Genomic DNA, 21,511 nt, shown 5'->3' with positions numbered 1-21,511 from the left:
GAGGCAGCTATTACATATATAAACATGCTAAAAAAAGCCCTAAAGAATCATTATAAATATCTGTAAATTGAGAGATCGGCAATGGATTCACTCCTTCACCAAGCTCAACAGTAAAACCAGGCTTTTTCCATTCATAAATAAACCAATCTTTATATCCAGCATAACTATCTAGCGTTTTAACAGGGAGATAACCGCTTTGTTTAGCCATTTCAGAAACGATGACTTCTGCATACGGTGGTTGTTTATCATCAAAACCCCAATAAATTTCCTTACACTGAGTATGAAAAGCGATTACCCGATCAAATTTCCTTTCTTTTGTTAATTTAGCCATAGCAATCGCTTCCGGCTCTGTTAATGGTTCATATCCTGGAAAGTCTCTTGGAGCAGGTTGTTTCGGCTTGCGGGGCTTTTCAATTTCCCACAAAGCTGGAAATTGCTTATTTAAATCAACACCGTTGATATTCGCTTTCCAACCCGAGAAATCATCATTGCCATTATTTAGCGCAAGCACAAATTGCCTGTATTTTTGATCTTGTGGCGGGCCTTTTAATACGAGATTGACTCCATCGGGATTAACCATTGGAACGATTGACAATGTTGTACTGTAATATAATTCTTCCGTATGGATGCCTCGAAGTTTTGTTTTATTGGTAATCGATAGTAAATAATCATTTAATAAAGCCATTAAAATTGCAGTAGTAATCCACTCATTCGCATGAAATGATCCGTTCATGTGTACTTTTTTTCGTCCATATCCAATGATAAGTTCTGGAATTTCCTTTCCTTGTACGGAAATTCCTATCGTATTTCTTTTCATAAACGGATAGATTTCCTCTAATAAGCGAATATGTTCCATCATCGTTTCATAACTGTAATTTTGTCTACCATTTACAATAGGATCTGTTATACGTTTCGGAATTAATATTTTTGTATTCTTTTTTAGTTGTAATAAATTGTCATCTTTATTTAATAACTTTAAAATTTCAACATCAATGTTGAGTTTACTAGCAATGCTGTCAATTGACTCTTCATCTTGAACTGTATATTCAGCTGTAATATAACCTGGAATGTCAATTTCCTTCGCCAATAATGACTCGTTTTCAGCTATTTGGCAATTCGAATCTACCAACAGTGGCAACGGTACTTGAAATAATTCGCTTAAATACCAAAAGGAATCATGAGCACGGCCGATGACTTTCATCTTTAAACCCCCTCCTTTACTTTCAAAGTATGAAAGGGGGTTTTGAATATGTACATTATTACAATTTATTTTTTGCAAGCCATGCTGCACCAATGACCCCAGCATCATTTCCTAAAGTTGCTAAAGCTAAATGTGCCCCTTCATAAACTCTTGGCAAAGCAAACTGCTTAAAATATTTTGAAACTTTTTTTAATAGAAGAGAACCTGCCTTTGAAACACCGCCACCAATCACAATCTTCTCAGGATTAATTGTAATTGCAATATTGGCTATAGCTAATCCTAAATAAAAGGAAGCCTTATCAACAATTTCAAGGGCAAAATCATCATTTTTTCTCGCAGCTTCAATTATCATTTTCGCTGAAAGTAGGTTCGTTTTATTATATTGGGTTGCAAGTAAACTATCGGGATGGTGTGCAATTTCTTCTCTTGCCAATCGAACCATTCCTGTTGCCGATGATATAGTTTCAAGACAACCTTTTTTACCGCAATTGCATAACGCACCATTTTCCGGCAATACTGTAAAGTGACCAATTTCTCCCGCCATACCATTTATTCCATGAACAATTTCACCATTTATAATGATGCCCCCGCCAATTCCGGTTCCTATTGTAATACATAACAAATTTTGCGATTGAACGCCGGCGCCTTTCCACATCTCCCCAAGAGCAGCTGTATTCGCATCATTATCAATAACAACTGGCAAGTTTAACTTATGTTCAAGTTCTTTTTTAAGATTTATATTTTTCCATCCTAAATTTACTGCTTCATGAACGAATCCTGTCTCCATATCTAAAAATGCGGGAGCACCAACTCCTACGCCTTTTATACTGCTTATATCCTGCTTATATTGATCTAACCTATTCAAAATGGAAGAGGCAATATCTGTGATAATATTCTTTCCTGAATTCGATTTGTCTGTTGCAATGGACCATTTATGAAGAATCTCTCCGCCATCTGAAACAAATGCTAATTTAACGGTTGTCCCACCGACATCGACACCAACTAGCAACGGTTCCATGTTTTCACCCCATCCTAATGCAGGTTTTGCCGTTTTCCCCTCTCACGTTCCATTTCTTGCCTCAATAATAATTGTGCCATTTGAAATTCTTTAATATCAATGAATTGGGATCGGTATAACTCCCGAACCTCTTCTTCCATCAATTCCAAGTCAGCAAGCCGATCCCCAACATATACAAACACACCAAAACGCTTTAGCAGCTGTTGAATATCATAAATGGTTCTCATAAATTGATCCCCTCCTACGTACTGCCTTTAGTATATAAAAAATAAAAAACTTTAGCCACTACAACTAACACACAAAAAGACATTGATTTCGCACAAGTGCAATATCAATGTCTTTATGAATACACCAGTTTTCATATTTTTGCATATTAACGATCAGGGTCTTGTGGATGCAAAATCGTCGGCCTACGTTTTTTTAAAGGGATCGGTGTTCGTATAAATACATCTTTAAAATCACGGAAGGAAAACGGAATAAACGGCCAAAAATATGGGGTTTGGAAGGATTTCATTCGAACTAACATGATGAGCCAAAGCGTAATGGCAATACAAAAGCCTATAAGTCCAAACCATCCTGCCATTAATAAAAAGACGATTCGAACTAAGCGATTTGCTAAACTCAATTCATAGCTCGGTGTTGCGAATGTACCGATGGCAGCGATCGCTATATAAAGAACTGTTTCATTTGTAAATAAGCCTACCTCAACAGCAACTTGACCAATCATTAACGCAGCAACTAAACCTAATGCAGTTGCTAGAGAAGATGGGGTATGGACAGCGGCCATCCTTAAAATATCAATACCGACTTCTGCAAGAATCAATTGAATTAAAAGTGGTACCTCCCCCGGTTCTTTCGGACCTATAAAGTCTAGCTGGATTGGAAGATATTCAGGGTGTACAGAAAATAAATACCATAATGGCAACAAAAACATTGAAGCCCAAACAGCCAAAAAACGAATAAGACGTAAATATGCACCGACAATTGGTTTTTGTCGGTATTCTTCAGCATGTTGTAAATGGTGCCAAAAAGTAGTTGGGGCAATCATGACACTTGGAGAACCGTCGATAATCACAATCACGTGCCCCTCAAAAAGGTGGGAAGCAGCGGTATCTGGCCTCTCAGTAAAACGGACGATCGGATATGGATTAAGGTGTCTTCCTCCGATAAATTCTTCAATTGTTTTTTCAGCCATTGGCAAACCATCTGTATCAATTTTACTCAACGATTCTTTTATTTCTTTAACGAGATCTGGATCTGCAATATCCTCTAAATAGCAAACGCAGACATCGGTTTTTGAGCGTCGTCCTACTTGCATATATTCCATTCTTAAACTGCGGTCACGAACCCTTCTTCTTGTTAAAGCTGTATTAAACACGATTGTTTCAACATACCCATCCCTTGAACCGCGCACGACGCGCTCCGTATCCGGTTCTTCCGGGCCGCGCACTGGATATGTGCGGGCATCGATAATAATTGCATAATCGATGCCATCAATTAACAACACAGTTGGGCCAGCTAATACAGTATCTACTAATACATCTAAATCGTTATTTTTATCCACCTCTACATATGGAATATATGTTTTTAATAATTTATCAAGTGGGTCAGGTTCGAGATGTTCCGGGCTTAATTTTGCCAAAAATTTTTGCAATAAATGGATCAAATCATCTTTCACAAAACCATCAATGAGAAACATCGCCATTTTTCGGCCAGCATATTCAAGATCAAGATGAATGACATCGAAGCTTTTCCCCACACCTAATTGTTCCCGTAAAAATTGAACATTCGCATCAATGTTAGACTGAACGGGATGTTGAATTTCTTTATTTTTTAACAATTCATGTCCTCCTTACATTGGCTTTCTTCCATATTCCATCTTTAACCAATGTAAAAAGGAACATACATTTTTTACGACCCATTCATTAAAAAACCGTAAGCAATCGTGGCACCAATGATTATAGCTAATAAAAAGAGTGCAGACAGTTGTCTAAAAAATAAAGGCTTATGTTTGGGCAAGTGGACAAAAGCCGATGCCAAAAATCCGCCAATCAGACCACCGATATGTGCACTATTATCAACCATTGGGACTATAAATCCAAAAGCAAGATTAATAGCCAAAACAGCAAAAACATTCATTCCCATTGTTCGAAAAAATAGTGAAGGGTGAACGATACCAAAATATAATAATGCTCCAAATAGACCGAAAATAGCTCCTGAAGCGCCTGCTGATACTTGGTCCGTAAAAGCAAAACTAGCAGCAACCCCTGAAATACCTGCTAAAATATAAATGAGAAAAAAACGCAAACTCCCATAAATTCTCTCTACGGAAAGACCTAAATAATATAATGCAAGTGTATTCATAAATAGGTGTGCAAAACCAATATGTAGTAACATAGGCGTTATAAAGCGCCACCATTCTCCGTCTAGAATGGCTGGATTATATTTTGCACCAAAATAAACTAAAGTAACGATATCAGTACTTGAACCAGCCAGCTCTAAGAGAAAAAACATGATCATATTCAAAGCAACAAAAATATAAGTTAAACGTGGCTTTTTCCCAAATAACAATACTCTTTCAGATTGATTTCTTTGCCTTTCGATTTCTCGTATGGCTTGTTTGTAATATGCAGGATCTATATCTTCAGTCAACCACTCATCAACATTTGGCTCTGGTAAATGAAGGCGTTCAAAAAACGCGCAAACTTCATTTTCACGGTTGTCTGCAACAATAAGAAACATATTTGTTTTTATAGAACGATCAAGCCTATGCTCCCAATCATCAACGGGGGGATAAGTGGAAATATAAATATTATAAGCATTCATTTTTTTTCTATAAGGTGCCTCTTTATATTTACGAATCACTTTTTCAGTTTGTTCAATATCATGTAGAAGCCAATTTCCCCAATCAATATCATAGCGCAAAAGCCGGACAATATTTTTATTTTTTCCTTCCATCTGTTCCAACCAAAGCTCGCCTTGCTCGCTCATTTTAAGAACACGAAAACGGTAGTTTCGAACTAATTCATATGCCAAACGCCAAAACAATATATCTTGACTTAGGGTGCTGTACAAACCCCCACCTACTTTCTTCAATAACCTATATTATTTATTATTATATAAAAAAAAGGGGCGGATAATAAACCGCCATACATAGTTATTTATATCATTGTCAAGGTAGAGGATTTTCTCCGATTTTAATAAACATTTACCTAGCTTTTGAGCTTACAAACAAAAAGGTATTTCAACTTGAACAATCTTTTTCAATGAAACCAAAAACCTTTCCACTGTAATTAACGAAACAATTGTCCCATCATTCGCTCACGTATAAATGGACTTCCGATGAATGATTTGACCATAATTTGCCTGAGCATCGGCTGGTTAAGCAAAAAATTTAAGATACGATAGCGATAGCGGTAAAGAAAAAATGAAAGAGCGGTAATAAGAATTATTTTAAAAAAATCATTTTGCATAAATATCCTCCCTTTTTAGTCAATTCCAAATTAACGGATATTTATTTATTCGATTGAAAGACATTGACCAAAACCCGTCTCAATTTCTTTACTATCTTTCCCGCTCTTACAAAAATTATGAATTAAAGTCCGATATAGCGAGCATATAATGTTTTCGCCCTTACCTCATCTTCCGTTCCTTGTACGAGCACCCGCCCATCCGGGAATAATACGAGCCGTTCTCCTTCAGGAAGTTCTATTTTTAATAAAAATGGCGTCTTTTGAACTTTTCCAATCGGCTGAAAACGTTCAAACCATTCCTCTAAGTTAAAATGATCAGCAACATGGATTTGCACTGTTTCTCTACCGCATAAAACCGTCACGTTCTCTTTTTCAGAAAAATCTAATGCAGGATATTCGTGTTTTTGACATGTCGGACAATCGCTTCTAGGAGCAGAAAACTTCATTTCGTAGCGGTAATTGTTCCAAATATCGATCGATAGCAAACTAGTTCTGCGATTCTTTTGATCACCGACGAGAAATTTTAAGACTTCAACAGCCTCTAATGAAGCAATAATATCAATAATCGGTGAAATGACACCTATTGTATCGCATGTTTGTCCACCTTGATCGCTTGATGAAATAAAACAGCGCAAACAAGGTGTTTCATAGGGAACAAAAATTGCTGACATTCCACGTGAACTTACTGCACCGCCGTAAACAAAAGGAATGCCCTTTTTGAAGCAAGCATCATTTAATAAAAAACGTGTTTGAAAATTATCTGTTCCATCAACAACAATATCTATTCCATCAAGGAGCTCTTCAATATTTTTCGGAGACACATCAGCGACGATTGCATCAAGCTGAACAGAAGAATTAATGTTTGAAAGCTTCCGTTTGGCCGCAATGGCTTTTGGCAAAGCAAGTGTAACATCCTCTTCATCGAAAAGCATTTGCCGCTGCAAATTGCTCATTTCTACATAATCTCGGTCTACAAAACGCACAAAGCCTACGCCAGCTCGGACTAAATGATTAGCAAGAGCAGTTCCTAATGCGCCCATGCCTACAATAAGAACTGAACTATTTAATAACTTTTGCTGTCCTTCTTCGCCAATTGGCGAAAAAAGGATTTGCCTTGAATATCTTGTGAAATTGCTCATCAAATCAACTCCAAAACATCGGGAATAAAAAGATTAATAATGCGCTTAAAAGAATAGACAAAAAATTGACGGTATCATTATTGAAGAGGCGGAACCCTTTGATTGGCTGCGTTGGCAGTTGACAATGGATTGTTTTTTCAGTAATGATACGACATTTTGGACAAACATATGTAATCTGGACAGTTGCCCCGAGTACTGTATCAATAAAATGACCAATAAACCCAAGCACACTCATGAAAATTCCTAATTGTAATGATACCTCTTCCCATAGAAAAACGCTAATGATTCCGATTAAGAGTGCACCCGAGAATGCACTAACTGTACCAAGAAAAGAAATAGCGCCAGATGTACCTGCCCCTACACGTTTCCAAGTCAATATGTGAATCGGTGGTTTTCGGCTTGTAGAACCGATTTCTGATGCCCATGTGTCAGAATTAGCCGTTGCGATGGAAACAATAAACATGTATAGAAATATCTCTTCCTGAAAAAGGAGGTAAAATAAACCTAAAATTGCTGGCATTCCCCCATTAGCAAATACTTGAACACAATCCCGGGCACCACTTTTATGAATTTTCTCTTCAACGCATTTTTTTTTCTGCTGTTTATACTTGCTCCAAAAGCTTGAAGTCACGAAAAATGTACCAAGGAGAAATAATCCTTGAAACTGAAATGCTGCTATAATGATGGTACCGACAACAACAGTCGCCCAAGCTCCAGATATCGTAAGAGATTGAAACCGATAACCACTAACAGCAGCGAATACAACAAACATAAATAATAAACAATGGATTACGATGTGTGACATAGTAATACCCGTTCATTCGTAATAATTGTTTGAACCGGAATATCATGATCTTCAACCGGTATTTGCGAAACGAGCTGCATTTCAAATGCAAGTGCAATTGTGCACCCGTTATAGTTAGTTAAAAAGCGATCATAATAACCGCCTCCATATCCGATGCGATAACCATCCAAATTAAAAACAACTCCCGGCACAATCACAGCATCAATTTCATCAGTGGAAACTGCCTTTGTTATACATTCTTTTGGTTCTTCCAATCCATAATATACAACTTCCAACTGATCAAATGATTCTAATATACGAAATGTCATTTCTTTCGTCTCTGGTTTGCATTTAGGAACGACAATCCGTTTCCCTTCCTGCCAAGCCTTCTCAATGATTGATTTTGTATCAACTTCTTTCCCTCTCGAAATTGTAATTGCAATCGTATCACTGCTTTTCCAAGTTTCCAAATTATATAATTTAACAGCAATCTGATTTGACCACTCTACATATGTAGGATGGGGCAATGCCTTGAGCTTACTTAAAATTCTCTTCCTTATTTCTGTTTTATTCATACGTTCCTTTGTCCCTCTTTTCAAGCTTTTATGAAAATGTAAAAAAACAGTAGGAATCAATTCCTACTGTTTTATTTTGTTTCACGATGGATTGTATGAGTTTTGCAATGTGGGCAATATTTTTTTAGCTCAAGACGCTCAGAGTTGGTACGCTTATTTTTAGTAGTAATATAGTTGCGATGTCCGCTTTCTGTGCAAGCTAAAGTAATGTTAACACGCATGTATATCCCTCCAAACTTCATTCATTTATTCATCTAATAGTTCAACTTTCGTCACGATCATTAATTTGTATAAATGACGATTTCAGACTTAAATATAATATCAAATATATATTAAATATTCAAGATGTTAATTGATCTGAGGGATCATCACTTTGGAGCCAAATGTCTCTTCAATGAAATCTTTTACAAGCTTTTCAGGGTCCCTTTGCATATATTCATTCAGTTGTTGAATTTCATGCAAATCATTTGCTGCGATAGCCCAATAATAACCTCGTTTAATTTCATAAGGCAACATTGTAGTTTCAATCGAAAAAGCACTTTTCACTTGGCCGGCTGCAATCGGATTCAATAATAACGAACCATTTTCAATATTCAAAAAATTCTTGTTGTAAAAATCATTATCTTGCCATGTCGTATATTGACTAATTCCTCTATTATCAATCATACCATTAAAAAGAACATAACGACCTTTATCTTCGTGAAAGATCGTTCGATTCGACATGCTAAAAAATGCTGTACCATTTTGAATTCCAATATCCTGCTGGAAAAATAGCGTTAAATCCTGATATTTCCTTGAATCATTATGAAGTGTAATTTTTTTCAAAAAAATCTTTTGATTTGGATGAACGAAATCTTCGCATTCCAGTTGTAAGCCATGCTTATTGCTAATTGCATAAGCATATTTGTAGGTTCGAAATTTTTGTAATATTTTTTTTCCTTCCCATTTTAAAGCACTTCCCCATTCGATCCCGTTTTGTTTACTCCATATACCAATATCTTCATTCCGTAATTTATTTCTCATCATTTCAAACACCCTTATTTATTAATTTTATTTTCAAAACTTTGAAATCGCTTACTTTCAAAGCACATTTTTTATTAATTGTTATTATCTATTCTTTTATCTTATCGTTTATAATAGCACTGAATTGGTTATCACTACAACGAGGTGATTTTGTCGAAACGGCAAAACGGTTGTTATTTCTACTAAAAAAAATTTGCTAAATTTTAGCTTAGTGTTCTTTCGACAATCGTTTTAATTTTTTTCTTCCGTTTTTTTAGCAAAATCCAACAAAAAAAGCTATAATGAGTGATGAAATTGGACCATCTTTGATTGAGGTGATAAAAAGTTGATCTCTATAGAAACTGCTTTGATCTGCTTATTTTCTTTTTCTATAGTTCTCTTCGTACTTTCATTTTTTCAAAAAGATAAATTCAAAGAATTGGAAACTCAGATTGATAATTTATCGTTAATGGTCATGCAAGAAAACTACCAACTCAAGAAAAAAATGAAAGTGTTAGAAGAAGAATTGCTTGGAAACGAAAACTTTACTGTCCCTTTAAATGAAAGACTGAATGATAAAAAATAGGTGAAATCATATGTTCAATAACACGTTAAGAAGCTTTTCTTTAGGGATGATCATGGCAACATCATTTATAACCGCCGTTTACTTATTGCAACCTAAATCTTTAGAAAACGATATGGCAATGACCGAGTCCCAAATTGAACAATACTTAAATGAAAAAGAATATGTAGCAATTCCAAAAGCAGAATACATTGAATTACTCGCTCAAAAAGGCGCAAATCCCGAATTAAAAGAAGAGAAAATAAAACAAGAAACAACAGACACTCAAGAAAAAGAAAAAGAAGAACAAGCAACATATACGTTAATCATTGAAAGCGGCATGAGCACAAAAGAAATTGCTGATTTATTGGAACAATCCGGTATTATTGAAGACAGCAATACTTTTGTACAATTTTTAGAAGAAAAAAATTGGAGCCGCTCCATTCAAATTGGCAGTTATGATCTAAATCGTTCAATGTCCTACGAAGAAATTGGGAAAATCATTACGAAAAAATTAACATCGCCTTAAAGCATTCATAAATGCTAAAAGGCGATTTCTCCCTAGTTATTTAATTCATAGCGAATCCCTTTAACAATATAGAAAACTCCTTCAGAAATGTTAGCCGCTTAATCACCGATGCGCTCAATGAATCTAGCAATAAATGATAATTGGGTAATTTGCATGAATTCTTGTTTATGTTCACCCGCTGTTTTAAAAAATGTTTGAATCGTTTCACCGTATAATTTGTCGACTTCGTCATCCATATTAGCAATTTTCTTGGCCAATTCCACATTCATCACGAAAGCTTTCAATGATAAATCCAGCATATCTTTTGCAATATCAAACATTTATATAAAGAACCAACATTTGGAACTCCATCAACTTTTCACCGATAAGGGATGACTGATTTACTAATATTAACTGCATAATCAGCCACTCTTTCCAAATCGGAAGCAATTTTTAAAGCGACAATGATTCTTCGTAAATCTACTGCAACCGGAAATCTCGATGAGAAGGATTGCTAAATCATTAATCTCTTTTTTCAAATGATTAATGGAATGATCCCCGTCTATGATTTGAATCGTCCCTGATCAATATCGTTGTTTTTTAAAGCCCCAACAGAAGAAACAAAAGCATTTTCTGCAAGTTTTCCGAGCTCAATGATTTTTTCGTTCAATTGTTTTAATTTTAAGTCAAAATTTTCACGCAAAGCAATAGTTTCTCTCCTCGACAACTTTTTTATCCAAAACGCCCTTTTATATAATCTTCCGTTCGTTGATCTCTCGGTTTTGAGAAAATGCGATCCGTTAAATCATACTCAATTACTTCACCGTTTAAAAAAAATGCCGTTCTATCAGAAATTCGAGCTGCTTGCTGCATGTTATGCGTTACAATAACAATACTGTAATTTTCCTTTAACTCTTGGCACAGTTCTTCCACTTTCAGTGTTGAAATTGGATCTAAGGCAGATGTTGGTTCATCCATTAAAATAACGTCAGGTTCTATCGCTAAACATCTGGCTATACAAATCCTCTGTTGCTGACCTCCGGATAGGCTGTAAGCATTTTCGTGGAGACGATCTTTCACTTCATCCCAAATAGCAGCTTTGCGTAAACTTTTTTCGACAATTTCATCTAAAAGTTTTCGATTCTTTATGCCATGTATTCTTGGCCCATATGCAATATTGTCATAAATGGATTTAGGAAAAGGGTTCGGCTTTTGAAAAACCATACCAACTTTTGTGCGCAATTCTTCAACTGGGTAGGTTTTATCAAAAATATTTTTGCCTCGATATAAAATTTCCCCGGTAATTTTTACGGAAGGAATCATCTCCACCATTCGATTTAATGTTTTAATATAGGTGGACTTGCCGCATCCAGAAGGTCCGATAATTGCGGTTACTTCATTTTCATATACTTGAAGATTTATTTGTTTTAAAGCTTGGTCATTGCCATACCATAGATTAATATTTTTCGTATCGATAACAGCTGTTTTATAAGAGTTTTCTACATTTAAATAAACAGAATTTGCTTTATCCAAATTTACTGATTTATTTTCCGCATTAATATTTCGCTTTTTTTCCAAAACAGTAATCATGTCAATTCACCCCAATTAATATCTTTTTTGGAATTTATTGCGAATGAAAATTGCAATGGAATTCATCAGAAAAAGTACAAACAATAAAACAACGATCGTCGCTGCTGCAAGATTGGCATATTCTTTCGTCAGTACCGAATCAACAGTCCAATAATAAATTTGAATCGGAAGTGTAGTGAAGTCATCCATTATATGGTCAGGAATAGGCATTAATAATGCTGGAATCCCTAAAACAATTAATGGTGCAGTTTCCCCAATAGCTCTTGAGAGAGCTAAAATGACGCCGGTTAAAATACCTGGCAATGCAGTTGGTAATACGACATTTTTCGTTGTTTGCCATTTTGTTGCCCCCATACCGTAAGAAGCTTCTCTTAAATATTGAGGTACAGCCCGAATCGCTTCTTGGCTGCTAACAACAACGATAGGCAGCACTAACAGAGAGAGCGTCAATCCACCTGCTAAGATGCTCGAGCCTAAATCAAACATCCTACCAAACACAGTAAGTCCTAACAGTCCAAAAATGACAGATGGAACACCTGCTAAATTCGAAATATTTGTTTGAATGAAAGATTGGAATTTACTGTGATTTGCATATTCTTCCAAATAGATTGCTGTACCGACCCCTAAAATCATCGTGGCTGGGGCAACAACAGCCATCAGCCAAACCGTACCTACTATTACACCTTTTATACCTGCTTTTTCTGCAGACAACGAAAGTTTGCTCGTTAAAAACTGCCAGTCAAGCCACCCGATGCTGTCGCCTAAAACCTGTAAGATTAAAATTCCCAACACAAAAAGAGAAAACAAAGTATAAAAGAGAAAAACTGTTTTCATAACTTTATTTATAATGATTCGATTCCTAATTCTCTTGTGAATCACTTGGTAATCTATCAATCTCATTAACATTCCTCCCTAAATTTCCGGGAAATATATTGGGCAACAGCATTCATCACCAATGTAAAGAGGAATAATGTTATTCCTACCGCATATAAACTGTAATAACCAACCGTACCGCTTGCAGCATCCCCACTCGTAAATTCAACAATGTAAGCGGTCATCGTCTGCATAGGTCCGGTTATATCAAAGGTAAAATTTTTGTTCGAACCACTAGCAATTGCAACAATCATTGTTTCCCCAATCGCTCGTGAAATCGCCAATACAAACGAAGCAATAATGCCGGATAACGCTTGAGGAATGACAACTTTCATCGTGACTTCAAATTTTGTTGCACCAAGAGCAAGGGCACCTTCTCTCATTGAATTCGGTACAGCACTTAAAGCATCTTCCGAAAGAGAAGCTACAAGTGGAATAATCATAATTCCCATCACAATCCCAGGACTTAAGGCATTGACCGGTTCTAATGCGGGAATGATTTGTCTTAAAAGTGGGGTCACAAATGTGAAAGCGAAAAATCCGTAAACGATTGTGGGAATACCAGCTAATACTTCAATAAATGGTTTCAGCCACCTTCTCACTTTATCCGAAGCATACTCGCTTAGAAAAATTGCTGTCGAAAGTCCAATAGGTAAGGCAACAACCATAGCAATCGCTGTTGTCATAATCGTTCCGTTTATTAATGGGAGAATTCCAAACGAAGGTTCTTTCGCAAGTGGTTCTAACTTCGTACTTGTAAAAAACTCAATCATTGATACTTGTTTAAAAAACAAAACGGCTTCAACAATCAGAGTAAAAACAATGCCGATTGTTGTTAATATAGAAATAGAGGCGATGAAAAATAATACGATTGGTATTAAAGTCTCAAACTTCTCCTGATTTCTTTTACTTTTGTTGTTTTCGATCAGCTCTCTTACATTTAAAGCTTTTTCCATGAAATGTGCCCCCTCTAATACCTTATAAAAGAAGACAGCTGTTCGGAAGGCCCCCTTCTAAACAGCGTCTTCATCCATTACATGAAATGATTGGTTCTATCGTTCTTTTGATGATTACTCAAAAAATGTTTGTAAAGAGAAAAGTGAATGTTATTCCCAACCATTAATCTCATATCAGATCCAGAAAGGCGAACAATCATTCAAAGACCTTAATTGAAATTCGATGTTTCACCAAATATTCGTAAGAACCAAATTATTGGATTGCATTTAACCACTTGAGATACCCATCTAAAGTTTCCTGATTCATTGGCGCAAAACCAGATACACCAGCAAAATCATCAGCCGTTTCGACAACAAATTTTGCAAAATCCAATACTTGCGGCTTTTCTTTTGCATAATCAACATTTAAATAAGTAAACACTGGACGGGTGAACTCAGCATAAGGAAGGTCCTCGCCAATGGTCTCCAAACTAGGCTCAACAGGACCATTTCCAAAATCGATTTTTACTGCTTGCAGTTTATCTGTATTATTTGCGTAATACCCATATCCAAAAAATGCAATTGCATTTTTATCTTTAGAAACTAAATCAACCAATGTCGAATATTCTTGTTGCAAGTTAATTGTTTCAACCATTGGCTGTTCATCAAGTATTGTCTCGAAGAAAAATTCATATGTCCCATGATTTTCATTAGGTCCAAAAAATGTTATTTCTTCAGCCGGCCATTCCGGACGAATATCTGACCATAATAGTTTGTCATGAGCTTTGATTTTTCCAGATGTAAACATGTTTACAACTTCTTCTTTTGTCATTTCTGTTGCCCAAGTATTTTCTTTATTAATAACGATAGTTAACCCATCGTAAGCCAATTTAATTTCAAATACATTTTTATTTAGGTCCTTTCCATTTTCTTGAAGTTTATCAATTTCTTCATCTTTGATCGGTCTTGATGCATTCGCAAAGTCGAGTTCACCAGGAATAAACTTTTTGAAACCTGCAGAAGAACCAGCACGTCCTACTTGAACACTTACATTTTCTTCTTTTGTTGACATATATTCTTCACTTATACGTGCCATTAATGGATAAACTGTTCCAGACCCATCAATGATTACATCGCCTTCCAATTCAGCCGTTTCTTTTGTTTTGCTGCCTTGGTGAGTGCTATCATTATTATCATCACTATTCGTTTGTCCACCACATGCAGCTGTGAAAATTACTAGGACTGTCGCAAAAAATGTTAATAATAGCTGTTTCCATTTTTTCATTCCAAAATTCCCCCTGAAAATTAAGTTCATTTCGTCATTACAATCAATACTTTAGAAGGACAGTATTAATCTTGCATAAATACAATGTAAACCTTTTGTAAATAACCTTTTAATTTTTGTAAAATCAACTTTGATCGAGTTTTTTGCGAGCAAAAAAAAAAGCCCAACCTAAACGGTTGAACCTCCATCTTCATCAGCAAGTCTTCTTTTAGACAATGGTGAATAAGTTTTATTAAATCTCGATTGGCGTCCGGGATCATAGATCTGAATATTTCTAACAAAAAAATAAATAACAGAATAGCCTGCCCCAACGATTGCTAATACCATTGGTATACCGCGCTCTTCATTGAAAATTGAAACAAAAGTAATAAATAATAGGATGGAAGTGATTCTCCCCGCATTCAAGTACACTTCCCGCACAACGATATATTCTATTCTCATTTCTGCAGCTTTCCACGATTTCCCTATCACATCATAAATAATGGACATATAAGGAACAAGCAATGTTGGGTAAGCAATAGCAATCAAAACAGCATAAATCATAAACCGTTGAAAGGTAAGATCAAAAATAATTAATATCGTAGCTAGATAAAGCATCACGCCACCAAGCAATATAGCTTTCAATCGATGCTCAGGTTTTATAAACTTTGTTGCTAAAAAATAAAAAACAAAGGCAACGGTTGAGTTAACGAAGCCGAATGCGCCTAACGCCATTTCACTATTTGTTGTAATATACACCCAAATGGAGATGACAAACAAAACAGAACCTTCGCGCAAACCTTGAAAAAAGCTGGCGTGCAAAACATTTTGCCAATTTTGATTGTTCTTTTGTTCTTTCATAATTCTCCAAAAAGAATATGTACCATGGGCAGGTCTTCGTTTTAAAAGCATGCTTAATAAAACTGCTCCAAAAAATAAACCAAGGGAAATACTAAAAATGACTGTGTAGCCACTTAATCCTTTTAAACTAGAAATGATCCAGCCTGCAAGTATAGGACCGATCATGCCTGTCAAGGAGGTTAGAACCCCAAAAAAGCCGTTAAAAAAGTCTCTTGTTTCCGGTTCTGTAATTTCAAAAGTCAATACGTTAAAAGCCAACCAATAAAAGCCATAACCAATTCCTAAAAAACCTCCCAACAGTAACAAAAAACTTGAGGCATGCTCTCCACTTAAAAGTACAGTTAAATAAAACAAAGACAAAAAGATAACACCTAATCTTAATACGATAATTCGATCAATTTTTTTTGCCCACTTACCCGCTAAAATAAACGTTAGCGGCTGCATCACAACGACAGCTAAATTATAGAAGGCAATATCTTTAAAATCTCCTGAGTGTTTCCATAAAAAAATATTCACAAACGTGTTTGACAGCGCGATACTTAACGAATATAAGCCGCTGATTAATAATAAGAATACAATTTCCTTATTTACTTTTTCATGTCCTGATATTCTTTGTAGAAAACGAATCATTTTCAACTCCCCTTTTCCTGCTAGGCTTTATTGTTCCTAAGTTCGGATGGGGATATGCAATTTATTTGAAACTAATGATACAAAAAAGAATAAAAAATAGACCTCACGCAAGGAGATGGCCTATTTTTTGAAAAAAGATTAAACTATAAAGTTATGTCAATATCATTCGAATGATTTCGCATCGTTTTTCGTACATGGTTTAACAGCTTTTTAGATTTAAGCAATTGATATGCCTTTTCTATATCAGTGGATAAATTTCGGTCTCTCTCTAAAAATGGGATATGTTCACGAATGACTTCATAAACTGCGTTTGTTCCAATTCCTTTTTGAATCCCTTTCCGTAAATCAACAGCTTGTGCAGCATGGATGGCTTCAATTCCTAATATATAATAAAGATTATCAACAATTTTTTTCAGCTTTTGGACAACAAAGGCTGAATTCGTAGCATGATCCTCAATTTCACCTGCAATTGCGAAATAATCTGATGAAACGGGATTTGATAAATGACGGATTTCCGCATCTAATGCTGAAAATGTTTTTTGAATTGTTCCAAATGCTATGACACGTTCTTCGTCTGGTGACAAAAACCGTGACAAATTTGTAAAAACAGGATTTGCTAACTTAATGGTACGAAAGCAGCTATTTTTTGAAACATGTGCGAGAGAAAGTCCTAGCATTTCTAAGCCCAACACGAGTGTTGTCACTTCATAATTAGACGTAGGGACAATTCTTTTCTCATCAACTAGGACGCAAGGGTTATCGTCTGAAGAATTTAGCTGCAATGTTAATAAACTGTTTGTATATTCTAAACAATCAAGGACAGCACCATGTACAGTAAAACCACCTCGAAAACTAAGCGGATCTTGTAGTGGTATAGGACGTGTTTCATCCCATAAATAACTATTCTCCAAATATTTGCGAACACGTTTGGCACTTTTCATTTGTCCGTGATAAGGTCTGACCTTGAGTACAGATTCATCTAAAGGACTGACATTTCCATTTAAGCCTTCTAACGATAATGCATAAATCATATCAGCAGCTTCTATCAAATCGGAAAGATCATAGAGCAACAAAGACGCCATTCCTGCTGAAAATGCATTCGAGCTTACAATGGCTAATCCATCTTTTGGCCCTAAAGTGATCGGTTGAATACCTTCTTTTTTGAAAGCTTCCAACACATGAACACGTTCACCTTTATAATAGACCTCCCCTTCCCCTATCATTGCCAATCCGATATGAGATAAAATTCCAATATCTGCAGCCCCAACCGTTCCACGACTTGGGAGAATAGGGGTGATCTCTTTATTTAAAAATGTTTCATACATTTTTGCTATTTCCGGCTGAATGCCCGTACAACCAACAAGCAGCGTATTTAAACGGGTTGCCATTACTGCACGGATTTCTTCAATTGGCACTTCTGGCCCAATTCCGATCGAGTGGGACAAAATTAAATTTCGATTATACTCGGAATAGGCATCAATCACTGGCCGATCCTTATTCAAACCGACGCCACGATTCAACCCGTAAACCGGAGTTTCTTGCTCGCTCCATTGTTGGACAAGCTTTCTTCCCTTATTTAATAAATTCATTGCTTGATCACTAATTTTAACTTTTGTACGCCTCCGGGCAATACGAACAATATCTTGAATAGATAGCGACCTTCCATCCAGTAATAGAAAATTGCTTTCCAATAACATTCCTCCTACAATAATAGAAAGTAATACCTTTTTACAGTTCACCCCGTGCTTTCAACGCACATTTATTTTCAATCTTTAATAATAATTGATTTGTAAACAATGCAAGGAATGATACTAATACCGTTCCAATAATAATTTTATGGGTCGCGTTTTGATATAGCCCTTCAAATAATAGAACACCTAATCCACCAGCATTAATCCATGCGGCTATTGTCGCAATTCCAATGATTGAAATCGTTGCGATCCGAATCCCTCCAATAATAATTGGAAGAGCTAGAGGCAACTGAATTTTCCAAAATAATTGGAAAGAATTCAGCCCCATCCCTTTACCTGCTTCAACGATGGAAGGATTAATCGATTGAAATCCAACCATCACGTTTCGAACTAAAATTAATTGACTATATGCCACTAATGCAATGATGGCTGGCTTCATTCCAAGTCCAGCAATTGGAATTAACAAAGCAAAGAATGCCATACTAGGAATTGCATAGATAATGCCGAGAAAAGATAGAATTGTCACAGAAAGCCATTTTACTTTTGTTAAAAAAAATCCAATCGGTAAAGCAATTACGAGAGAAATACCTAACGATAGAGCCATAATTATTAAATGATCAAGAAAAAGAGAAAAAATATAATCATAGTAATTGGAAATATATTCAAAGATCATAATGGAAACACCGCTTGTTTTATTTTATTGTTCAACTTTAACTGTTCAAATGTAATCGCACCAATTGGATTTTTCTTATCATCTTCAACGATGACTCCATCAATATCAGAATTTAATAGTAATGTTAAAACCTTTTTCAAATGATCATTATGTTTTACGGTTTTCGTATTATTCATTGATACTTGACTTAATGGAACCATCACACTGTCTGCTTGAAGCATTCCTAAGAGTTGAAAAATATCCTCAGATGAAACAAGGCGGCTGACAAATTCATTGGCTGGGTTCATTAAAATATTCAGTGGTGTGTCATATTGTTGAACTTTTCCTTGGTCCATAACAATGATTTTATCACCAAGCTTTAATGCTTCGTTAATATCATGTGTAACAAATAATATCGTTTTCTTTAATCTCTTTTGTATTGAAATTAACTCATCTTGGAGACTTGAGCGGGTAATGGCATCAATCGCTCCAAAAGGCTCATCCATCAGCATTATATCCGGATCACTGGCCATAGCTCTTGCAATGCCGACACGTTGCTGCTGTCCACCTGATAATTGACGAGGATAACGTTTCAAAAATTCATTAGGCGGCAGATGAACAAGTTCAAGAAGAAACTCTACACGTTCCTTAATTTTTTTAGAATCCCATTTTAATATTTTCGGTACAGTTGCTATATTTTCTTCAATTGTCATATGTGGAAAAAGTCCGATTTGTTGAATTACATATCCGATTTTCCTGCGCAATTCAGTAACCGACACTTTAGATACATCTTCCCCTTGAACGAAAATTTTCCCTGAAGATGGTTCATGAATTCGATTGACCATTTTTAGAAGAGTTGTTTTTCCAGAACCAGAGGTTCCTAATATTGTAACAAAAGTTCCTTCTTCTATAGTAAGTGTCGTATTATATACAGAAGGTTTAGAAGCCTTTGGGAAGGTTTTGCTAACTTCGTGAAATTCGATTGCGTTTACCACCATATAAAGTTCAACTCCTTTTAAAAAAAAGGGCATGTCCCAATTGTGTTAGGCACACTATAAGAAATACTTATGCCAAACTATTATGACAGCCCCATTAATAATTATCTTATTCTTTAATAATTCCTTGTTCGACAAGAAATTCTTTTGCTACTTCCGCATATTCACGCTTATTAATATCAACTTCTGCATTTAATCCTTGTAAAACTTCGTCATTTAATAGTTTTGAAACATTATTTAAAACATCTGCAACAGCTGGATCTTGTTCTAAAATTTCATTACGAATAACTGGTGCAACATAATATGGTGGCCAGAAGTTTTTATCATCCTCAAGTAACACTAAATCTTTATTCGTTAGATCGCCGTCAGTTGTAAAACCGACTGTAACATCTGCTTCGTCATTTAAAATGACACGGTATTTAATTCCATAATCGTATAATTCAATTGATTTAAAATCCATACCACCATAATGAGCTTTTAGCCCTTTCAACCCATCTTCTCTTTCTTCAAATTCTGGAACTGCTGCTAAACGTAATTCTGGTGCTAATTCTGCAAGTTTTGAAATCGTATAAAGATCATATTTCTCTGCAACTTTTCGTGTTGTCACCAAACCTTGAGAGTCGTTAGCATTTGTTGGTTCAAGCCAAACTAAATTAAATTTTTCTTTATATCCTTTTGAAACAATATCATACACTTCTTGTGGGTCAGTTTTTGGCTCTTCTTCTAAAATGTTTAATAAACCTGTTCCTGTATACTCTGGATACATATCAATTTGACCGCTTTTTAGAGATTCGTGGGCAACCATTGTTCCGCCGAGATTTAGTTTGCGTTCAACTTTATATCCTGCATTTTCTAACGCTAAAGAATACATTTCACCTAAAATTAAAGATTCAGTAAAGTTTTTCGAACCTACTTTAATCGTCAGTTTGTCTTTTTTATCATCATTACCTGCATCCGAATTTTCTGTTGTTGAATTGTTGCCGCAAGCTGATAAAATGACTAACAACAATGTCATAAAAGCAATTAATAAAGAACGTTTTTTCATTTTCTTATCCCCTTTCAATAATTTAATCTCGTTGATACTTTGTCACTAGTTTTTCTGTCATAGCAAAAGAAACTTCTGAAAAAATTGCCAATAATGCGACTGGTATAGCACCCACTAATAATAAAGGTATATTATACATGCCAAGGCCATTGATGATAAATGTACCAAGGCCCCCTCCGCCAATAAAAGCAGCAAGTGTCGCACTTGCCACTACTTCTACTGCAGCTGTCCTGCAGCCTGTTAAAATTAATGGCAAAGCTAGTGGAAATTCAATTTTTCGTAAAATTTGTTTTCCATCCATCCCCATGCCAGATGCTGCTTCTAACACAGATTTATCAATCTCCCGAAAACCAATAAATGTATTGATTAAAATCGGCGGACAAGCAAGTACCGTTAATGCCACTAGTGCAGGATAAAATCCAGTGCCCATAATAGGAAGGACGATGACTAGAATGGCAAGGCTTGGAATCACTCGTAATGAATTAAAAACATTCATTATTACACTTGAAATTTTTTCTATTTTGGCACAAACAATTCCAAGCGGAATGCATACTGCCATGGCAACAATTAATGCACAAAGGCTAATCGTGAGATGGGCTCGTACAGCTTCAAAAAATTTATCTGAATGTTCTTGTATATAAATCCATGCATCTAGAATCGTCTCCATAAACCACCACTCATTTCTTAAAGCAGATCATAAATCACCATCATAT

General features: G+C 35.7%; 23 protein-coding genes and 1 pseudogene. 2 read left to right on the top strand and 22 right to left on the bottom strand.

Going from position 1 to position 21,511, the window contains the following annotated elements:
- Positions 1 to 10: 10 nt before the first annotated feature.
- From HR057_RS01045 to HR057_RS00995, 11 genes are all read right to left on the bottom strand, one after another.
- Entirely contained in the window at positions 11 to 1,201 is a 1,191-nt protein-coding gene (locus HR057_RS01045; RefSeq protein ID WP_173729534.1) for a M14 family metallopeptidase, read from the bottom strand.
- Positions 1,202 to 1,259: 58 nt separating this feature from the next.
- A complete protein-coding gene (locus tag HR057_RS01040) occupies positions 1,260 to 2,219 on the bottom strand; it encodes an ROK family glucokinase (RefSeq protein WP_173729533.1) in 960 nt (319 codons plus the stop codon).
- 14 nt (positions 2,220 to 2,233) lie between these two features.
- Positions 2,234 to 2,446, bottom strand: coding sequence for a YqgQ family protein (locus HR057_RS01035; protein ID WP_173729532.1), 213 nt, complete (start codon positions 2,444 to 2,446; stop codon positions 2,234 to 2,236).
- 146 nt (positions 2,447 to 2,592) lie between these two features.
- A complete protein-coding gene (locus tag HR057_RS01030) occupies positions 2,593 to 4,059 on the bottom strand; it encodes a spore germination protein (protein ID WP_173729531.1) in 1,467 nt (488 codons plus the stop codon).
- A 71-nt stretch (positions 4,060 to 4,130) separates the two neighbouring features.
- Positions 4,131 to 5,294, bottom strand: coding sequence for a rhomboid family intramembrane serine protease (locus tag HR057_RS01025; RefSeq protein ID WP_173729530.1), 1,164 nt, complete (start codon positions 5,292 to 5,294; stop codon positions 4,131 to 4,133).
- A gap of 218 nt (positions 5,295 to 5,512) precedes the next feature.
- Complete coding sequence (locus HR057_RS01020; RefSeq protein WP_173729529.1) at positions 5,513 to 5,692, bottom strand: hypothetical protein; 180 nt, start codon at positions 5,690 to 5,692, stop codon at positions 5,513 to 5,515.
- Between the two features lie 122 nt (positions 5,693 to 5,814).
- Positions 5,815 to 6,831 (bottom strand): ThiF family adenylyltransferase, encoded by a 1,017-nt coding sequence (locus HR057_RS01015; RefSeq protein ID WP_173729528.1) that lies wholly within the window; start codon positions 6,829 to 6,831, stop codon positions 5,815 to 5,817.
- A 4-nt stretch (positions 6,832 to 6,835) separates the two neighbouring features.
- A complete protein-coding gene (locus HR057_RS01010) occupies positions 6,836 to 7,636 on the bottom strand; it encodes a DUF92 domain-containing protein (RefSeq protein WP_173729527.1) in 801 nt (266 codons plus the stop codon).
- Positions 7,621 to 8,190: a 5-formyltetrahydrofolate cyclo-ligase gene (locus HR057_RS01005; protein WP_173729526.1), complete on the bottom strand. Its 570-nt coding sequence runs from the start codon at positions 8,188 to 8,190 to the stop codon at positions 7,621 to 7,623. Before HR057_RS01005 ends, HR057_RS01010 begins: the two co-directional genes overlap by 16 nt.
- Positions 8,191 to 8,261: 71 nt before the next feature.
- Positions 8,262 to 8,411, bottom strand: a complete 150-nt coding sequence (gene rpmG, locus HR057_RS01000; protein ID WP_173729525.1) for a 50S ribosomal protein L33 — start codon at positions 8,409 to 8,411, stop codon at positions 8,262 to 8,264.
- A gap of 127 nt (positions 8,412 to 8,538) precedes the next feature.
- Positions 8,539 to 9,213 carry a hypothetical protein gene (locus tag HR057_RS00995; RefSeq protein WP_230474308.1) on the bottom strand — a complete coding sequence of 225 codons (675 nt, stop codon included), beginning with the start codon at positions 9,211 to 9,213 and terminating at the stop codon, positions 8,539 to 8,541.
- A 325-nt stretch (positions 9,214 to 9,538) separates the two neighbouring features.
- Here HR057_RS00995 and HR057_RS00990 point away from each other — a divergent pair, with 325 nt between their 5' ends.
- Entirely contained in the window at positions 9,539 to 9,778 is a 240-nt protein-coding gene (locus HR057_RS00990; protein ID WP_173729523.1) for a hypothetical protein, read from the top strand.
- A 10-nt stretch (positions 9,779 to 9,788) separates the two neighbouring features.
- Positions 9,789 to 10,283: an endolytic transglycosylase MltG gene (locus tag HR057_RS00985; protein ID WP_173729522.1), complete on the top strand. Its 495-nt coding sequence runs from the start codon at positions 9,789 to 9,791 to the stop codon at positions 10,281 to 10,283.
- Between the two features lie 32 nt (positions 10,284 to 10,315).
- On the opposite strand, the pseudogene phoU reads toward HR057_RS00985, so the two are convergent.
- From phoU to HR057_RS00930, 11 genes and pseudogenes are all read right to left on the bottom strand, one after another.
- Positions 10,316 to 10,971, bottom strand: a pseudogene (phoU, locus tag HR057_RS00980) (phosphate signaling complex protein PhoU).
- A 23-nt stretch (positions 10,972 to 10,994) separates the two neighbouring features.
- Positions 10,995 to 11,795: a phosphate ABC transporter ATP-binding protein PstB gene (gene pstB / locus HR057_RS00975; RefSeq protein ID WP_329955810.1), complete on the bottom strand. Its 801-nt coding sequence runs from the start codon at positions 11,793 to 11,795 to the stop codon at positions 10,995 to 10,997.
- 72 nt (positions 11,796 to 11,867) lie between these two features.
- Complete coding sequence (gene pstA / locus HR057_RS00970) at positions 11,868 to 12,752, bottom strand: phosphate ABC transporter permease PstA (RefSeq protein WP_173729520.1); 885 nt, start codon at positions 12,750 to 12,752, stop codon at positions 11,868 to 11,870.
- Positions 12,752 to 13,681: a phosphate ABC transporter permease subunit PstC gene (pstC, locus tag HR057_RS00965; protein WP_173729519.1), complete on the bottom strand. Its 930-nt coding sequence runs from the start codon at positions 13,679 to 13,681 to the stop codon at positions 12,752 to 12,754. The genes pstA and pstC overlap by 1 nt, the downstream gene beginning before the upstream one ends.
- Positions 13,682 to 13,934: 253 nt before the next feature.
- Entirely contained in the window at positions 13,935 to 14,945 is a 1,011-nt protein-coding gene (locus HR057_RS00960) for a PstS family phosphate ABC transporter substrate-binding protein (protein ID WP_173729518.1), read from the bottom strand.
- Between the two features lie 168 nt (positions 14,946 to 15,113).
- Positions 15,114 to 16,415 carry an MFS transporter gene (locus HR057_RS00955; RefSeq protein WP_173729517.1) on the bottom strand — a complete coding sequence of 434 codons (1,302 nt, stop codon included), beginning with the start codon at positions 16,413 to 16,415 and terminating at the stop codon, positions 15,114 to 15,116.
- 143 nt (positions 16,416 to 16,558) lie between these two features.
- A complete protein-coding gene (locus HR057_RS00950; protein WP_230474307.1) occupies positions 16,559 to 18,106 on the bottom strand; it encodes an HAL/PAL/TAL family ammonia-lyase in 1,548 nt (515 codons plus the stop codon).
- 37 nt (positions 18,107 to 18,143) lie between these two features.
- On the bottom strand, positions 18,144 to 18,779 hold the full coding sequence (locus tag HR057_RS00945; RefSeq protein WP_196237802.1) for an ABC transporter permease: 636 nt from the start codon (positions 18,777 to 18,779) through the stop codon (positions 18,144 to 18,146).
- A complete protein-coding gene (locus tag HR057_RS00940; protein ID WP_173729515.1) occupies positions 18,776 to 19,756 on the bottom strand; it encodes an ABC transporter ATP-binding protein in 981 nt (326 codons plus the stop codon). Before HR057_RS00940 ends, HR057_RS00945 begins: the two co-directional genes overlap by 4 nt.
- 106 nt (positions 19,757 to 19,862) lie before the next feature.
- Complete coding sequence (locus HR057_RS00935) at positions 19,863 to 20,798, bottom strand: ABC transporter substrate-binding protein (RefSeq protein WP_173729514.1); 936 nt, start codon at positions 20,796 to 20,798, stop codon at positions 19,863 to 19,865.
- Between the two features lie 22 nt (positions 20,799 to 20,820).
- On the bottom strand, positions 20,821 to 21,465 hold the full coding sequence (locus tag HR057_RS00930) for an ABC transporter permease (RefSeq protein ID WP_173729513.1): 645 nt from the start codon (positions 21,463 to 21,465) through the stop codon (positions 20,821 to 20,823).
- Positions 21,466 to 21,511 lie beyond the last annotated feature (46 nt).

The sequence above is a fragment of the Calidifontibacillus erzurumensis genome (genome assembly GCF_013303125.1).
GTDB lineage: Bacteria > Bacillota > Bacilli > Bacillales > Bacillaceae_J > Calidifontibacillus > Calidifontibacillus erzurumensis.
The sequence above is the reverse complement of the archived record's forward strand: the minus strand, read 5'-3'. Positions and strand labels throughout refer to the sequence as shown.

What these genes read in the sequence shown, in the direction of transcription:
- HR057_RS01015 (WP_173729528.1), bottom strand. Translation starts at nt 6,831, where the DNA reads ATGAGCAATTTCACAAGATATTCAAGGCAAATCCTTTTTTCGCCAATT.
- HR057_RS00945 (WP_196237802.1), bottom strand. Translation starts at nt 18,779, where the DNA reads ATGATCTTTGAATATATTTCCAATTACTATGATTATATTTTTTCTCTT.
- HR057_RS00940 (WP_173729515.1), bottom strand. Translation starts at nt 19,756, where the DNA reads ATGGTGGTAAACGCAATCGAATTTCACGAAGTTAGCAAAACCTTCCCA.
- HR057_RS00985 (WP_173729522.1), top strand. Translation starts at nt 9,789, where the DNA reads ATGTTCAATAACACGTTAAGAAGCTTTTCTTTAGGGATGATCATGGCA.
- HR057_RS00995 (WP_230474308.1), bottom strand. Translation starts at nt 9,213, where the DNA reads ATGAGAAATAAATTACGGAATGAAGATATTGGTATATGGAGTAAACAA.
- HR057_RS01010 (WP_173729527.1), bottom strand. Translation starts at nt 7,636, where the DNA reads ATGTCACACATCGTAATCCATTGTTTATTATTTATGTTTGTTGTATTC.
- HR057_RS01020 (WP_173729529.1), bottom strand. Translation starts at nt 5,692, where the DNA reads ATGCAAAATGATTTTTTTAAAATAATTCTTATTACCGCTCTTTCATTT.
- pstC (WP_173729519.1), bottom strand. Translation starts at nt 13,681, where the DNA reads ATGGAAAAAGCTTTAAATGTAAGAGAGCTGATCGAAAACAACAAAAGT.
- HR057_RS01045 (WP_173729534.1), bottom strand. Translation starts at nt 1,201, where the DNA reads ATGAAAGTCATCGGCCGTGCTCATGATTCCTTTTGGTATTTAAGCGAA.
- pstA (WP_173729520.1), bottom strand. Translation starts at nt 12,752, where the DNA reads ATGAGATTGATAGATTACCAAGTGATTCACAAGAGAATTAGGAATCGA.
- HR057_RS00930 (WP_173729513.1), bottom strand. Translation starts at nt 21,465, where the DNA reads ATGGAGACGATTCTAGATGCATGGATTTATATACAAGAACATTCAGAT.
- HR057_RS01040 (WP_173729533.1), bottom strand. Translation starts at nt 2,219, where the DNA reads ATGGAACCGTTGCTAGTTGGTGTCGATGTCGGTGGGACAACCGTTAAA.
- HR057_RS00960 (WP_173729518.1), bottom strand. Translation starts at nt 14,945, where the DNA reads ATGAAAAAATGGAAACAGCTATTATTAACATTTTTTGCGACAGTCCTA.
- HR057_RS01035 (WP_173729532.1), bottom strand. Translation starts at nt 2,446, where the DNA reads ATGAGAACCATTTATGATATTCAACAGCTGCTAAAGCGTTTTGGTGTG.
- HR057_RS00935 (WP_173729514.1), bottom strand. Translation starts at nt 20,798, where the DNA reads ATGAAAAAACGTTCTTTATTAATTGCTTTTATGACATTGTTGTTAGTC.
- HR057_RS01005 (WP_173729526.1), bottom strand. Translation starts at nt 8,190, where the DNA reads ATGAATAAAACAGAAATAAGGAAGAGAATTTTAAGTAAGCTCAAGGCA.
- HR057_RS00955 (WP_173729517.1), bottom strand. Translation starts at nt 16,415, where the DNA reads ATGATTCGTTTTCTACAAAGAATATCAGGACATGAAAAAGTAAATAAG.
- rpmG (WP_173729525.1), bottom strand. Translation starts at nt 8,411, where the DNA reads ATGCGTGTTAACATTACTTTAGCTTGCACAGAAAGCGGACATCGCAAC.